Origin of the sequence: Sulfurospirillum tamanense, assembly GCF_016937535.1 — a bacterium.
GTDB lineage: Bacteria > Campylobacterota > Campylobacteria > Campylobacterales > Campylobacteraceae > Sulfurospirillum_B > Sulfurospirillum_B tamanense.
Genome location: NZ_JAFHKK010000018.1, coordinates 20,463 through 34,781, shown reverse-complemented (window position 1 = coordinate 34,781; position 14,319 = coordinate 20,463). Strand labels below are relative to the sequence as shown.

At 46.5% G+C, this 14,319-nt stretch carries 14 protein-coding genes; 3 read left to right on the top strand and 11 right to left on the bottom strand.

Translation table 11 applies throughout. The features are described 5' to 3' along the window. Nucleotides 1–4 precede the first annotated feature (4 nt). Genes glyQ through JWV37_RS08645 form a run of 6 tightly spaced genes read right to left on the bottom strand, consistent with a single transcriptional unit; the run spans nucleotide 5 to nucleotide 4,075 of the window. Nucleotides 5–865 (bottom strand): glycine--tRNA ligase subunit alpha, encoded by an 861-nt coding sequence (glyQ, locus tag JWV37_RS08670; protein ID WP_205459401.1) that lies wholly within the window; start codon nucleotides 863–865, stop codon nucleotides 5–7. A 3-nt stretch (nucleotides 866–868) separates the two neighbouring features. After that, nucleotides 869–1,129 carry a glutaredoxin family protein gene (locus JWV37_RS08665; protein ID WP_205459400.1) on the bottom strand — a complete coding sequence of 87 codons (261 nt, stop codon included), beginning with the start codon at nucleotides 1,127–1,129 and terminating at the stop codon, nucleotides 869–871. Continuing rightward, a complete protein-coding gene (locus JWV37_RS08660) occupies nucleotides 1,104–1,571 on the bottom strand; it encodes a DUF3972 domain-containing protein (protein WP_205459399.1) in 468 nt (155 codons plus the stop codon). The genes JWV37_RS08665 and JWV37_RS08660 overlap by 26 nt, the downstream gene beginning before the upstream one ends. 15 nt (nucleotides 1,572–1,586) lie before the next feature. Beyond that, complete coding sequence (purE, locus tag JWV37_RS08655) at nucleotides 1,587–2,084, bottom strand: 5-(carboxyamino)imidazole ribonucleotide mutase (RefSeq protein ID WP_205459398.1); 498 nt, start codon at nucleotides 2,082–2,084, stop codon at nucleotides 1,587–1,589. Nucleotides 2,085–2,098: 14 nt separating this feature from the next. Beyond that, the gene (locus tag JWV37_RS08650; RefSeq protein WP_205459397.1) at nucleotides 2,099–3,355 is read right to left on the bottom strand and encodes a peptidase U32 family protein; all 1,257 of its coding nucleotides are present in this window, start codon (nucleotides 3,353–3,355) and stop codon (nucleotides 2,099–2,101) included. Next, nucleotides 3,356–4,075: a chemotaxis protein gene (locus tag JWV37_RS08645; protein ID WP_205459396.1), complete on the bottom strand. Its 720-nt coding sequence runs from the start codon at nucleotides 4,073–4,075 to the stop codon at nucleotides 3,356–3,358. Nucleotides 4,076–4,175: 100 nt separating this feature from the next. Here JWV37_RS08645 and JWV37_RS08640 point away from each other — a divergent pair, with 100 nt between their 5' ends. The 3 genes from JWV37_RS08640 (at nucleotide 4,176) to JWV37_RS08630 (ending at nucleotide 8,021) form a co-directional block, all read left to right on the top strand. Further along, nucleotides 4,176–4,955, top strand: a complete 780-nt coding sequence (locus JWV37_RS08640) for a histidinol-phosphatase (RefSeq protein ID WP_205459395.1) — start codon at nucleotides 4,176–4,178, stop codon at nucleotides 4,953–4,955. A 72-nt stretch (nucleotides 4,956–5,027) separates the two neighbouring features. Beyond that, a complete protein-coding gene (gene glnA / locus JWV37_RS08635; RefSeq protein ID WP_205459394.1) occupies nucleotides 5,028–6,458 on the top strand; it encodes a type I glutamate--ammonia ligase in 1,431 nt (476 codons plus the stop codon). A 96-nt stretch (nucleotides 6,459–6,554) separates the two neighbouring features. Then, on the top strand, nucleotides 6,555–8,021 hold the full coding sequence (locus JWV37_RS08630) for a potassium/proton antiporter (protein ID WP_205459393.1): 1,467 nt from the start codon (nucleotides 6,555–6,557) through the stop codon (nucleotides 8,019–8,021). A 4-nt stretch (nucleotides 8,022–8,025) separates the two neighbouring features. On the opposite strand, the gene JWV37_RS08625 is transcribed toward JWV37_RS08630, so the two are convergent. Genes JWV37_RS08625 through alaS form a run of 5 tightly spaced genes read right to left on the bottom strand, consistent with a single transcriptional unit; the run spans nucleotide 8,026 to nucleotide 14,235 of the window. Next, nucleotides 8,026–9,951 (bottom strand): transglycosylase domain-containing protein, encoded by a 1,926-nt coding sequence (locus JWV37_RS08625; RefSeq protein WP_205459392.1) that lies wholly within the window; start codon nucleotides 9,949–9,951, stop codon nucleotides 8,026–8,028. Beyond that, nucleotides 9,948–10,637 carry an ATP-binding cassette domain-containing protein gene (locus JWV37_RS08620; RefSeq protein ID WP_205459391.1) on the bottom strand — a complete coding sequence of 230 codons (690 nt, stop codon included), beginning with the start codon at nucleotides 10,635–10,637 and terminating at the stop codon, nucleotides 9,948–9,950. The genes JWV37_RS08625 and JWV37_RS08620 overlap by 4 nt, the downstream gene beginning before the upstream one ends. Continuing rightward, a complete protein-coding gene (gene maf / locus JWV37_RS08615; protein WP_205459390.1) occupies nucleotides 10,634–11,185 on the bottom strand; it encodes a septum formation inhibitor Maf in 552 nt (183 codons plus the stop codon). Before maf ends, JWV37_RS08620 begins: the two co-directional genes overlap by 4 nt. Continuing rightward, nucleotides 11,185–11,682, bottom strand: a complete 498-nt coding sequence (locus tag JWV37_RS08610) for a hypothetical protein (RefSeq protein WP_205459389.1) — start codon at nucleotides 11,680–11,682, stop codon at nucleotides 11,185–11,187. Before JWV37_RS08610 ends, maf begins: the two co-directional genes overlap by 1 nt. Further along, on the bottom strand, nucleotides 11,683–14,235 hold the full coding sequence (alaS, locus tag JWV37_RS08605; protein ID WP_205459388.1) for an alanine--tRNA ligase: 2,553 nt from the start codon (nucleotides 14,233–14,235) through the stop codon (nucleotides 11,683–11,685). Nucleotides 14,236–14,319: the final 84 nt, after the last annotated feature.

The following is a 14,319-nucleotide window of genomic DNA, read 5'->3' as shown; positions in this document are numbered from 1 at the left end:
TGCCTCACGGAGTCGTTGCCTCGACATAAGCCATTGCGCACCCTTTGGCAAGCTCTCGAATTTTTAAAATATAATTTTGTCGCTCTGTTACTGAAATAGCCTTGCGTGCATCCAAAACATTAAATGTGTGAGAGGCAAGCAAACAATAATCATACGCAGGCAAAGGGAGCTTTGCCTCCAAACACCGCTGGCATTCACTAGAAGCATTCGCAAACTGGGTTAACAGCATCGGCACATCGGCCACTTCAAAATGGTAGGTGCTAAACTCTACCTCTCCTTGATGGTGGACGTCGCGGTACGTGGTTTTTCCTGCACTGTTTTCATTCCAAATGATATCAAACACCGAATCAACCTGCTGCAAGTACATCGCTAGGCGCTCCACCCCATAAGTAATCTCCACCGAAACAGGCTCACAAGGAATGCCGCCCACTTGTTGAAAATAGGTAAATTGCGTTACTTCCATACCATCAAGCCACACTTCCCATCCAAGACCCCAAGCACCAAGTGTTGGCGATTCCCAATTATCCTCCACAAAGCGAATGTCATGCGCAGATAAATCAAGCCCTAAAACCTCAAGGCTTTTTAAATATAGCGCCTGAATATCTGCTGGACTTGGCTTAATCAGCACCTGAAATTGGTAATAACTCCCAAGGCGGTTGGGGTTTTCCCCATACCGTCCATCCGTCGGACGGCGACTGGGTGCCACATAGGCCGTAGCCCAAGGCTTTGGGCCAAGACTACGCAAAAACGTAGCAGGATGAAAGGTTCCCGCACCCGCAGGATGGTCGTAGGGCTGGACAATCGTACACCCCTGCTTTTGCCAAAAATCTTGCAATGTAAGCAACATTTGAGAAAATGTCATCAATGGTTATCCTTTTATTCCGAGTTCTTTTTTTAGCTTCAGTTCATAAAACCCACACATCCAGCGCCTGCCTACAACAACAACAGGAATCTGAAAACACCCGTGTTGATTACACTGAGATTTTGCCAAAGGGTCTTTCAAAACATCAACATAACGGTGCCCAACACCGTGACGCTTCAAAAAAGCCTTTGCCTTTGCGCACCAAGGGCACCTAGGCGCTCCAAAAAGCGTTACATGTACACTAGGATTCTTTTTTGTAATTTTCAACCGCGTGGTTCCACATAAGCTTGTATTTGCGTTTTAAAAATTCCACCTCTTCTTGGGAGTGGCGCAATTGCTCCGTCAACGTTTCGATGGTTTTACGGTCTTCATCATACAGTTCTTGCATAGAAAACAGCGCTTCTTTTAAAAAACGATTTTCACTCTTTAGTGCCTCAAGAGTTTCATCTTTGGCATCCAAGACTTTTTCGTGCAAACCCAAAATCGTCCCAATGGTTTTTTCCACAAAATCTGCCTCAATAAGTGGTCCATCAGAGACTGGCGCAGTGGGTTTTGGAATAACGCTCAAATTACCTAACGATGCTTCCACTAAAATCCTCTCTGCCTCATTGCGCGTTTTAAGCTCTCCTTTTTCAACCAATGCTTCCACACTCTCTCTATCAAGGTGCACCAATTTGCAAAACTCATCCATTTCAAGCCACGTTTGCATGGGTTGTCCTTTGTGTTATAAAAGTCTCACTTCAATATCCTCTGAATCGACTTCGACCTTTTTTGCCTTCAAAATGCGATCCTCTTTGAGCTTGGCGTCTAATTCTGCGTCTTCTAATGCCAAAATTTGCATTGCCAAAAAAGCACTATTGGTAGCGCCCGCGCTTCCAATAGCCATTACCCCAACAGGGATACCACTAGGCATTTGAACGGTTGACAGCAGCGCGTCTACGCCGTGCAGCGGTGATGTATTTAAAGGTACGCCAATAACAGGTCTTGTTGTTAAAGCAGCCACCACGCCCGCCAAATGCGCCGCCATGCCCGCCCCAACAATAAACAGCTGTGCGCCCCTGGATTCCGCCTCCTTAACATAGGCTTGCGTTCGCTCAAGGCTTCGGTGCGCAGAGGTGATCAAAACCTCATGCTTTACGCCAAATTTTTCCAACGTTTTTGCACATTCACTCATAACATCCATGTTACTTTTACTGGGCATTAAAATAGAAACAAATCGCATGTAGCTTCCTTGAATTACTTGCGCAAAAATGAGAAAGGAGGAAGCGCGCAAGGTAGTTTTACAGCATTCGTGTTGCCGCTGTGAATAGCCTCTAGTTTTTTACCAAGATCCGTTTCAATCTGAAAAAACTGTAGCCACGTTTTCCCTTGGGCTGTTTTAATCTCACCAATTTCATTACACATGGGCGCTACAAATGGAGCATTATAGGGCGTCACCACTTCATACCATTGCGCTGGTGCTACTGTGTCTTTGGCATGAAAAAAACTGCCACTTTCATCCACAAGTGCAAATACTTGAGCGCTTCCCTCCACGATAGAAGTTTTCAAATTTTGCGCTTGGTGTTTTTCAAAAGGGCGATGCACCAAATACCCATCAAAAAACCCACGATTTTTGATGGTATCAAGCTCTTCCTCGTAACGCTTGGGTTGAAAATTTCCCACAAGTGCGTCTTCAATTGCCATGCGATACGCCCTGGCCGTTGTGGCAACATAATAAGGACTCTTGGTGCGTCCTTCGATTTTTAGCGCGTCCACCACGCCGCTTTGGATAATTTCTTCTACATGTACAGCCAAATTCAAATCTTTGGCATTCATGATATGTGTACCCGTTTCGTCTTCTTCAAGGCGAAATAAAGTGTCTGTTTCTTCATTCTTGGCATACAAGGTGTAAGGAAAACGGCAATCGTTGGCGCAACTCCCGCGGTTGGGCACGCGCCCACTTTGTACGGAGCTTATCAGGCACCTTCCACTGTAGGCAAAGCACATTGACCCGTGCACAAAGGCTTCTAGTTCAAGCTCTGGCAATCGCTCTTTAATGCCCGCCAAATCCTTGAGTCCAATTTCACGTGCTGCGACAATACGTTTTACCCCAAGATCCCAATACACTTGCGCATCAAGGTAATTGAGCACGTTGGCTTGCGTAGAGAGATGCACTGGAATCTCTGGCGCCAATTCACGCGAAAGGCGCACAACCCCTGGCGTTGCCATAATAAAAGCATCGGGTTTCATGGCTGCCATGGTACTGATGTGTTTTTTTAGCAATTCAATTTGCGCATTGAAGGGAAACCCATTAATAGTTACATAAATCTTTTTTCCAAGCCGATGGGTATACTCCACCGCCTCATGAAAACTCTCATAGGTAAACTCTTTGCCTGAGCGAATGCGCAACGAAAAGTGGCTCACGCCTCCATATACAGCGTCTGCTCCATACGCTAAAGCGAGCTTCAGTTTTTCAGGATTTCCCGCAGGAGAGAGTAGTTCAGGACGTTTCAATTATTTCTTTCCAAGGGTATCAATAAGTGCTTCAATGTCTTCATTGGTTACCACATCCGCAGTAGTGCTATCTCCTTCGATATGCACAGCAGAACTCACACGCTTTGAATCTTCGATTTTTCCCTCAAACAAACTACTCATGTAGTGTGAAAGCGCGCGCATAACATTAATAACCCGTTCGATTTTTTGGCGATGGATATCTTGATACTGCATAATATCCATGGTCATCATGATCTCATCTTCGGCCATTTGCGCATTCATCACCAAGTTGTCCATTTTTTCTTTTGCCTGAGCAACTTCTTCCAAGGCGGTTGCAAAACGCTCCACATTGGGGAATTTTTCAATCAACGTTGCAAAAAGCGCCACGGTGTTATCAAGAGTGGTCGTTACCTCATTTGCTTCGTTTTGAACCTCACCCAAAGCAGCACTGATGGCTTCAAGTTTATCAAAAACTTCTGTAGCCTTAATTTCCGAATCGCGCGTTACATCATCAAGTTGGTGCACCATTTTGTGGTCTTGGGTAGGGGGTGGTGGTGGCCACGAAAGGCTTGAGGAAATGCGGTAACTGCTTGCATTAAAATCCTCTACAGGGTCAGCCTCTGGTTCAGACAGCTCTTCCTCAGGCGCAGCTTCCTCTTCTGCTGGCGTGTCATTGGCAGCCTCTTCGCTAATCTCATCAAGACCACCAGCCATTAACGCATCAAGCTCTTCTTGTGTCATTGCAATACTCCTAAGTGTGGACAGTTGGGGAAGATTATAATAAAGTTTCGTATAATTCAAGTTTAAAGAGCCTTTACATGTAAGGCCACAAGGAGTAAACATGCTTGTTGATTTACACAACCATACCTCGCTTTGCCATCATGCCACAGGCACCCCCATGCAATATGTAGAAGCAGCCATCAAAACAGAATGTCGCTACTTCGGTTTTTCTGACCACGCCCCCATGGCCTTTGACTCCCGTTACCGCATGAGCCTTGAGCTTATGGAAACCTATGAAGCCATGGTGCAAGAAGCCAAAATGGCATATGCCGATCAAATACATGTATCTTTGGGTTATGAGGTCGATTTTTTGCGAGGGTATATGGAGGAGAAAGTTTTATCAAGACCGTGTGATTATCAAATTGGCTCAGTGCACTTTTTGGGAGAGTGGGGCTTTGACAACCCTGAGTTTATTGGGGAATACAAGCAACGCAGTATTGATACGATTTGGCAGGATTATTTTGATGCCATTGAAGCTATGGCAAAAACACGCCATTTTGACATTGTTGGGCATTTCGACTTGATTAAAGTCTTTAAATTTCTCCCTAAAAAAGATGTGCGACTTTTGGCAAAAAACGCCCTCATGGCCATTAAGAAAGCCAACATGGTTGTAGAGATCAATACCGCAGGCTTCCGCAAGCCCATCAAGGAACAGTACCCCTCTGCACTGCTTTTGGAAGAGGTTGCTAATCTAAATATTCCTATCACGTTTAGCTCAGACGCGCACGCGCCAGAACATGTTGGTGAAGGCGGCGAGATTGTTGTTGCGCTAGCCAAAACCTTTGGGTATACAAAATGTGCAATTTTTTCCAATCGAGAGCGCGAATTGATTACTTTTTAATCATTATGCGCGGTGGCTTTTCCAAAGCAATGCGGTACAATACTGCCAACACTATCTTACACAGGAGTTCATATGGGAAAGTTTGTTAATAGCGTTGAAGAGTTTTTCTCTTACTGCAAAGAAAACGAAGTAAAATTTGTTGATTTTCGTTTCACTGACATTAAAGGCACATGGCACCATGTTACCTACACAATGACCGCCATCAGCCCTGATACCTTCAAGAGTGGAATTCCGTTTGATGGCTCCTCAGTAGACGCTTGGCAGCCCATTAACCGTTCAGACATGGTGCTTATCCCAGAGGCAGAAACTGCCTTTTTAGATCCCTTCACTGCAGATTCTACTGTCATTGTTATTTGTGACGTTTACGACATTTACAAAGGTCAAATGTACGAAAAATGCCCTCGAAGTATCGCCAAAAAAGCAGTAAGCCATTTAAGCGAAAGTGGCGTGGGCGATACTGCTTTTTTTGGGCCAGAGAATGAATTTTTTGTCTTTGATGATGTCAAAATCAAAGATGACATTAACTGCGCCTCCTATTGTGTTGATTCCGAAGAAGGTGGCTGGAATGATGCCACTGATTACCCAGACGGCTACAACACAGGCCACCGACCGCGTACCAAAGGCGGCTATTTCCCATGCCAACCTATCGACTCTATGGTAGATTTGCGCGCAGAGATGGTACAAGTCCTTGAACAAGTGGGCCTTGAGGTGTTCGTAGTCCACCACGAAGTGGCGCAAGCCCAAGGTGAAATCGGTGTAAAATTTGGCACCCTTGTTGAAGCAGCAGACAATGTGCAAAAATACAAATACGTTGTGCGCATGGTAGCTCACCTTAACGGAAAAACAGCTACGTTCATGCCAAAGCCTCTCTATGGCGACAACGGTAGCGGCATGCATGTCCACCAATCCATCTGGAAAGACGGAAAAAACCTTTTTTATAAAGAAGGCGAATACGCAAACCTTAGCGACATGGCACGCTATTATATTGGCGGGATCTTGGCCCACGCACGTAGCGTTGCTGCCTTTACCAATGCATCCACCAACTCGTATAAGCGTTTGATTCCCGGCTTTGAAGCACCGTCCATCTTGACTTACTCTTCACAAAACCGTTCGGCCTCTTGCCGTATTCCTTACGGTAGTGGTGAAAAATCAACCCGTATTGAGATGCGTTTTCCTGACTCCACTGGCAACCCGTACCTTGCCTTTAGTGCCATGCTTATGGCGGGCCTTGATGGTATCAAAAACAAAACTGAGCCTGCTGGGCCAATGGACGAAGATTTATTTGAGCTCTCTTTGGATGAAATCCGTGAGCGCGGCATCAATCAAATGCCCCACACGCTTCGTGGATCTCTAGAGGCAGTGATTCGCGACAATGAGTATTTGAAGCCAGTTATGAGCAAACATTTTATTGATACCTACCAACACTACAAATTTGAGACGCAAGTATGGCCCTACGAAGCCAGACCTACGCCTTTTGAATTCAAAACCACCTATTCCTGCTAATCAAAAGGGAGTCTTCAAGGCCCCCTTTCCTCCTACTTCTGCCCCTCTTTTTTAGCCTTTCTTTGCTACACTTTTGCAAAAAACTTAGGAGAATAAATGCTGGGCACGCTTGAAGTGTATTTAATTATTGCCGCAAGCCTCATGCTTTTGAGTGTCATTGCTAGCAAACTTTCTGACAAGTTTGGAATTCCCGCTTTGTTTATTTTTTTGGGCATTGGAATGCTTGCAGGTTCAGATGGCGTACTTGGTATTTATTTTGATGATGCATTTTTTGCGCAAACCGTGGGCACTTTAGCGCTTATTTTTATTTTATTTGCAGGAGGCCTTGACACCCTATGGAAGTCTATTCGTCCTGTTCTAAAAGAGGGGCTTTTGCTAGCTACTCTTGGTGTGGTCTTGACTGCAGGGCTAGTAGCTGGAGCTGTCTATGTTTTGCTGGAGGTTTCGTTTCTTGAGGCATTTTTGCTAGGCGCTATCATCTCTTCCACCGACGCGGCTGCTGTATTTGCTATTTTTCGTGCCAAAGGTCTTGCTATTCGCAAGCGTTTAGGCTCTCTTCTTGAACTTGAGTCTGGCAGCAATGATCCCATGGCTATCTTTCTCACTATCACTATCTTGCAAGTTATTGCCCTACCTCAAAGTGCTAGTTTTGAAGAGCTACTCTTGGAATTTCTTTTACAATTTTTCATAGGTGGCATCATGGGGTATGGATTTGGTGTCATGATGCCTTCTTTGTTTAATAAACTTCATCTAGCACATTATGGCTTGTATGTGGTCTTTAGCATTGGGTGGGTTTTGCTGCTCTTTGGCGGAGCAACTTTCTTGGGAGGCAATGGCTTTTTGGCTGTTTATGTTGCAGGGATTTGCATTAATGCGCGCGAATTTGTCCATAAAAAAAATCTCATAGGATTTCACGACGGACTTGCTTGGGTGATGCAAATCTGGGTCTTTTTAACCTTGGGTTTGCTTGTTTTTCCCTCAGACCTTCCTGCCGTAGCGCTTCCTGCTCTTGGTATTGCACTATGGCTTATTTTTATTGCACGTCCCTTGGGTGTTCTTTTTACCTTGCTTTTTAGCACACTTCACTTGCGTGAAAAACTGTTCACCTCTTGGGTTGGGCTGCGTGGCGCTGTTCCTATTATTTTGGCAACATACCCATTTATGTATAAACTTGAACATGCTTCTTTGATTTTTAACACAGTATTTTTTGTTGTGCTTGCTTCTATTTTAATCCAAGGAACTACACTTCCATTGATGGCACGCATTCTTGGCGTAGAGGCGCCCCCGCAAAAAACGCCCCAAGAGCCTCCAAGCTCCCCTTTGCTTGGCCGCACATTAAAACAATTTTACATCAATGAAAATACTTATGCCATAGGGAAAAGCTTGGCCGAACTCACACTTCCCTTGAACTTTCTTGTATTGCTTTTAAAGCGTGAAGGAGAGTATATAAAGCCAACAGGCTCTACTATTTTCCAAGAGGGCGATTTACTTTTGGTCCAATGCGAAGATAGCCTTGTGTTCAATCACACCTTTGCATTTTTAACCCACGGCCCAAAAGAGTGACTCCTTAAAAAATGAGTCCACCCTCTTGAGCCCCGTTGCTTCCCTGGGAAGGGCGCGGCAAAGGGGAGGTGGTTGTGTAGTATTCCTCTTTACCACCAATCACAGCACTCTCGACCCCATTAGGACGCACAAAGGCACGGCGGGTTTGCGGATAAAGCGCTAAATACTCCTTCATAAAATCCGCAAAAGCCGTACTGGCAGACCGACCTCCAGTTTCACTTTTATTCATGGGTGTATTATCGTCATTCCCAAACCACACCAACACTTCTATTTCGGGAGAAAATCCGCAAAACCAAGCGTCTACGTTGTTGTTTGTTGTGCCTGTTTTTCCTGCAATCTCAAGGCCTGACACTTGTGCTCTTTTGCCCGTTCCTTGCTCGACCGCTTCCTTTAAAATATCAACCATTAAAAAACTTTGCTCTGGGCTTGTGAAACGCTTTTTGCTTGCTTGAAAGGTTTGACTATTGCCAAACCTGTCTTTAATTTTTTTAATAATAAGCGGGCTTACCATCTCCCCAGCGTTGGAAAATGCCGAATACAGCTGCGCGTATGCAAGGGGGGAGATTCCAAAAGAACCCAAAGCGATAGTCAAATCCTGTGGCAGTCGCTCAAAACCTGCTCTGGTTAAATCCCGATGCACCACATCAAGCCCCAAAGCAGAAAGTAAGTTGATGGTTGCTAGATTACGCGAGCGTACTAGAGCCTCTTTTAGTGTCACCAATCCATCAAAATTTTCCCCATAATTCCGAGGCTTCCAATCGTCTTCCGTCTCTTTATCAGAATAAACCCTTGAAATATCAGGAATAAGCGTCAAAGGAGAATAACCTGCATCCAACGCATGTTGGTAAATAAAAGGTTTAAAACTACTGCCAGGTTGACGTGAACTTTGGGTTGCGCGATTAAAGTGGCTTTGCCCATAATCCACACCCCCCACAAGTGCCAGCACCTCGCCACTACCATTTTCCATGGCAATTAACGCACCATTCAATAAAGCTTCATCCGCTTCAGGATTTCGCTCTAAAATAGCTATTTTTTCTCGATTTAGAGCTTGGTGGCCTGCTTCTTGAAGAGCAAGATCAATAGTAAGGTGAAGCTCATACCCGCCGTGGCGTAGATCTTCTAAATAAATACTGGCTTGTTTAATTACCTCATCCACCACATAAGGGGCGCGGTTTTTAGTGAGGGTTTCATCGTATACAAGGGGCAGCTCATTAAGGGAAGTAATGTACTCTTCTTCACTTACCCAGCCTAGTGTATTCATACGCGAAAGCACTTGATTAGCGCGTCCAAGCGCAAGGTCAAGGTTGCGCGTGGGGTCGTACGCACTTGGGGCTTTGGGCAGCCCCACCAATATGGCAATCTCTTTAAGGGTGAGCTCGGAAAGTTCCTTGTTAAAATAGCCTTGCGCCGCTGTTTTGATGCCATAATACCCGTGCCCAAAATAGACATGATTTAAGTAGCGCTCTAAGATTTCTTCTTTAGTAAGTTCACTTTCGACTTTAAAAGCCAACACGACTTCGTTGAGTTTGCGTTGAAAGGTTTTGTCTCGCGTGAGCACAACATTTTTAACCAACTGCTGCGTAATAGTGCTTGCGCCCTCAACAAGCTTCATGGCTTGAATGTCTTTGATAGCCGCACGAAAAATCGCCTCTACATTAATGCCGCCGTGCTCAAAAAACGAGGTATCTTCGATGGCCACAAGGGCTTCGACAACACGCGGAGGAATCGCTTCATAGGGCACATACAAACGGTGCTCCCCGTCAAACAGATTGGCTACTAACTTTCCGTGCCTATCAAAAATTTGGGTGGTAAGCTTGGGCTTGTAATCAATAATTCCGTAAGCATCAAAGCGTATTTGAGCGTACACGTACAGTAATCCAGCGACAACTGTCAAAACCAACGCGCCTAGTATTCCTAATAATATCCTCATTGGCGAAATCCTCTCGTGGCAAACCCAGCACTTAAAAGCGCTTGGGTATAAGGGTGCGAAGGCGAAGCAATCAGTGTGTCCATTTGCCCTCTTTCTACAATCTTTCCTGCATTTAAAATAGCAATTTCTTGGCATATGAGCGCGGCTGAGTGCATGTCGTGGGTTACAAACAAGGTCAAAAAACCTAGCTCATCTTGCAATTTTTGTATCATTTCCAGTACCTGTGTGCGTGTTGAAGCATCAAGCGCCGTGGTTGGTTCGTCCATCAAAAGTAAGGCAGGTTGATGGGAAAGGGCCATCGCAATGGCCACACGCTGCAATTGCCCGCCACTAAGTTCTGGTGGATAGCGTTTAAGTAGATGTGCATCAAGCCCTACTTTGGCACAAAAAGATGCTGCTTCGGGATGAAAAAACTGCGCATCAATGCGCGTCAGTGGCGACAATGCCGTAAAAGGATTTTGAGGCACAAACCCCACGCTCTTGCCCCGCTCAAGCACAAAAGGCGCCTCATATTCCAAGCTTACATGTAAACGTTTTGGCGCCATGCCAAGGAGTGCTTTGAGGGTAAGGCTTTTTCCGCTTCCACTTTGCCCGACAAGCGCCATCGAATGGGCAATATGAAAGTCAATATCCACCAGCGTGCTCTCTTTACTAACGATACGCAACTGCTTACATGTAAAGCTCACGCGTGCTCCAAAAAAGGCAAAAGCTTTTCAATACACAACCCCATGGCGGTACTTTCAAAACCAACAACATCACGAATGTAAGGCTTGCAAAATCCTTCCACCATCACAGCACCTGCCTTACCCTGCCACGCATCACTGGCAAGGTACGCTTCCACAGCCTCCTCCCCAAAAGGAGCAAAATGGTAGCGCGTCACAGAAAAATCCGTGTACGCCAAACGCGAAGTGCGGTACATCATGCATGTCATAATTGCCACCTCACTTCCGCTTTGAAGTGCAAGCATGGCGCGCGCTGCTTCGGGCGTAGGCGCTTTTTGAAGCAATTTTCCTTTACATGTAACCACAGTGTCTGCGGCCAGTACGGGTGTTTTTAATCCATACAATTCCAAAAAGCGCTCACATTTTCCTTTGGTTGCGTAGTAGGCAAATTGTCTGGGTGAAGTGTAAGGTAGCGCCTCTTCGTCAAAATCTACCCCGCACTGCCTAAAGGCAATACCTGCCTTTGTCAAAAGTGCCGCGCGGGTGGGGGACTGGGAAGCTAAAATGACCATCAATGCCCTCGAATCACAATCCCCAAATAGGCACCAATAATACCAAGGACAGCATTAAGCGGAACAAGGTAGTTAAACATCAAAATCACGTTTTCTTGGACTTCCACAAACTCATCTTCCAAGAGGGCTTTTTTGGCATTGTTGTACTTAAACACCATGTAGATAAAATTAAACCCAATAAATACCCACAACGCCTCTTTGGTATGAATGAGATTATAGGTAGTGGGGTCACCGTATTTAAACCCCAACCCCACATTCATGAAAACCGAGGTGATAATCATCACAAGCATCACCGGAACCACAAAGTACCCAAACCGACGCATCAATGCTAGCGCCTTAGAGAGCTTTTCTTTTTCATTCTCCAATCCGTCCATTACAGGCTTTACAATAAAACGAATCGTCACCAAACTCCCCACCAACAGCATGGCTGTCACGATATGAAGAAGGATAATCCAGCGTGAAAAATTGCCAAAGATTTCCATCAGCACTTCGCGCATCTAGACCCCTAACTTGCTTTTTGCAAAGGAAAGCGCGGCTGCTTTGGCTTCTTCTAGTCCCGCAGGATTCTTACCGCCCGCTTGTGCAAAATCATCCCGTCCGCCACCGCCACCACCTACATACGGTGCTACTTCTTTGATCCACTCGCCCGCTTTCAAGGAGGCGTTTTTTACCCCTGCAGCTATCATAATCTTGTCGTCTTTGAGTTGAAACAACAGCGCCGCCACCGAAGGTTTGGCGTTTTTAAGCTCATCAATGCTTTGCTTAATGTCTCCCGCACCCACCACAGCGATGACCACTTCCACACCGCCAAGCATCACACTTTGCAAGGTTTCACCCGAGTTTGACGCGAGGGCTTGCACCTCTTTTTTAAGGGTTTTAATCTCTTCTCTTAGCCGTCCCACGCCCGCGAGAATGTCTTGGTTTTTGACCGCTTCTTGGGCCTCCAAAAGCCCTTCGCGCCACGACACAGCAAGCGTCAAAGCGCTTTTTCCGCACACCGCTTCGATGCGACGCACCCCCGCACTCACGCCAGATTCTTTCACGATAAAAAAGCTTCCGATGCGCGCGGTGTTGTTTACATGTACGCCGCCGCACAGCTCTTTGCTCGTTTGCCCAAAGCTCACTACGCGCACTTCATCGCCGTATTTTTCTCCAAAAAGCGCCATCGCACCGCTGGCCTTAGCTGAGTCAATGTCCATATGCTCCGTCACGTTGCCCTCGCCCTTGGCAATACTGGCATTCACAAAGGCTTCCACCGCTTGGACTTCTTCTTTGGTCATGGCCTTAGGATGCGAAAAGTCAAAGCGCAACCGCGTCGCTTCCACCAACGAACCCGCTTGCGCCACATGGCTTCCTAAAACGTGCTTAAGGGCTGCGTGCATCAGGTGCGTGGCGGAGTGGTGTTTGATGATTTCATCCCGCGCTTCATCCACAATGGCCGTAACGGTGTCACCCACCTTTAGGGGCGCACTTGGGGCTACTTGGGAAAGGTTAAGGCCAAAGAAAAGCTGAGTATCAAGCACCGAAGCAACACCCTCTAGCACACCCGTGTCGCCACACTGCCCCCCGCTTTGGGCGTAAAAAGGGGTGGCTTCCAAAAAGACCCATCCCGCTTCGCCAGCACCCAACCCTTTGACCAATTTAAACTCTTCGTTCATCAACGCCAAAACACGTGTCTCTTGACACAAGGTATCGTACCCGCAAAAAGTGTTAGCACCAAATTGTTCAAGCAGAGGTTTAAACTCCCCGCTGGTGGCTTTGTCGCCACTGCCCTTCCACGAAGCCTTGGCGCGTTCGCGCTGTTCTTGCATCAAAGCATCAAAGCGTGCACTGTCTACATGTAAGCCTTTGTCGCGCAGCATGTCTTGGGTCAAATCCAACGGAAATCCAAAGGTGTCATACAGTTTAAAGGCCACGTCGCCACTGAAAACTTCTTTGGTATTTTCAAGTTCCGCTTGAAATAACTCTAAACCTGAGGCAATAGTGCCAAAAAAACGCTCTTCTTCAAGACGAATCTGCTCGCTCACTGCCTCTTTTTTCTCCACCAAATAAGCGTAATGTCCACCCATTAAGTCGCATAGTGTGTCTAAAAGCGTGTGCATAAACGGTGCAGTAATACCTAGCAAATACCCATGACGCACCGCACGGCGCAAAATGCGGCGCAACACATACCCGCGCCCTTCTTTGTCAAACCCTACCCCTTGGGCAAGCAAAAACGCCACTGCGCGGATGTGGTCTGCAATGACCCGATAGCTCGCTCCCGTGTCGTACATGTAAGGCTTTCCGCAAAGCTGTGCCACCTTGTCAATGAGGGGCATAAACAACGAACTGTCGTAATTGCTAAATTTACCTTCCTTAACAGCCACCATGCGCTCAAGTCCCATGCCCGTGTCGATGGAGGGTTTAGGAAGCGGGGTTAACGTGCCATCGCTGGAGCGCTCATACTGCATGAACACCAAGTTCCAAATCTCCAAAAAGCGGTCGCCATCGCCGCCCATGTAATCTTCTGGCCCATTAAAATGCTCCGCCCCTTGGTCGATAAAAATCTCGCTACACGGCCCACATGGTCCCGTGTCGCCCATTTGCCAAAAGTTGTCTTTGTCGCCAAAACGCATAATGCGCTCTTTGGCGATATGGCGCTGCCACAGAAGTTCTGCTTCATCATCGCTCTCGTGTACCGTGACCCAGAGTTTTTCTTTGGGCAAGCCCACGACTTCGGTAACAAATTCCCACGCTAGAGCGATGGCGTCTTCTTTGAAGTAATCCCCAAAAGAGAAGTTGCCTAGCATCTCAAAAAACGTGTGGTGGCGCGCGGTGTAGCCGACGTTGTCAAGGTCATTGTGCTTTCCCCCTGCGCGGATGCAGGTTTGGCACGTGGTGGCGCGCGGTGGGTTTGGCAAAGGAACCTCGCCCGTAAATACCGACTTAAAGGGCACCATGCCCGCATTAACAAAGAGCAATGTGGCATCTTCAGGCACCAATGGTGCACTAGGCATAATCTTGTGGCCTTTTTTTTCAAAAAAGTGTAAAAACTCGGCTCGAATGTCCATGAAATCGCTTCCTGTGAGTAAAAAATTGGCCTATTTTAGCCAAGAAAGGTTTAAACTACGCCTAGCACGCATCTTAAGTGCTTT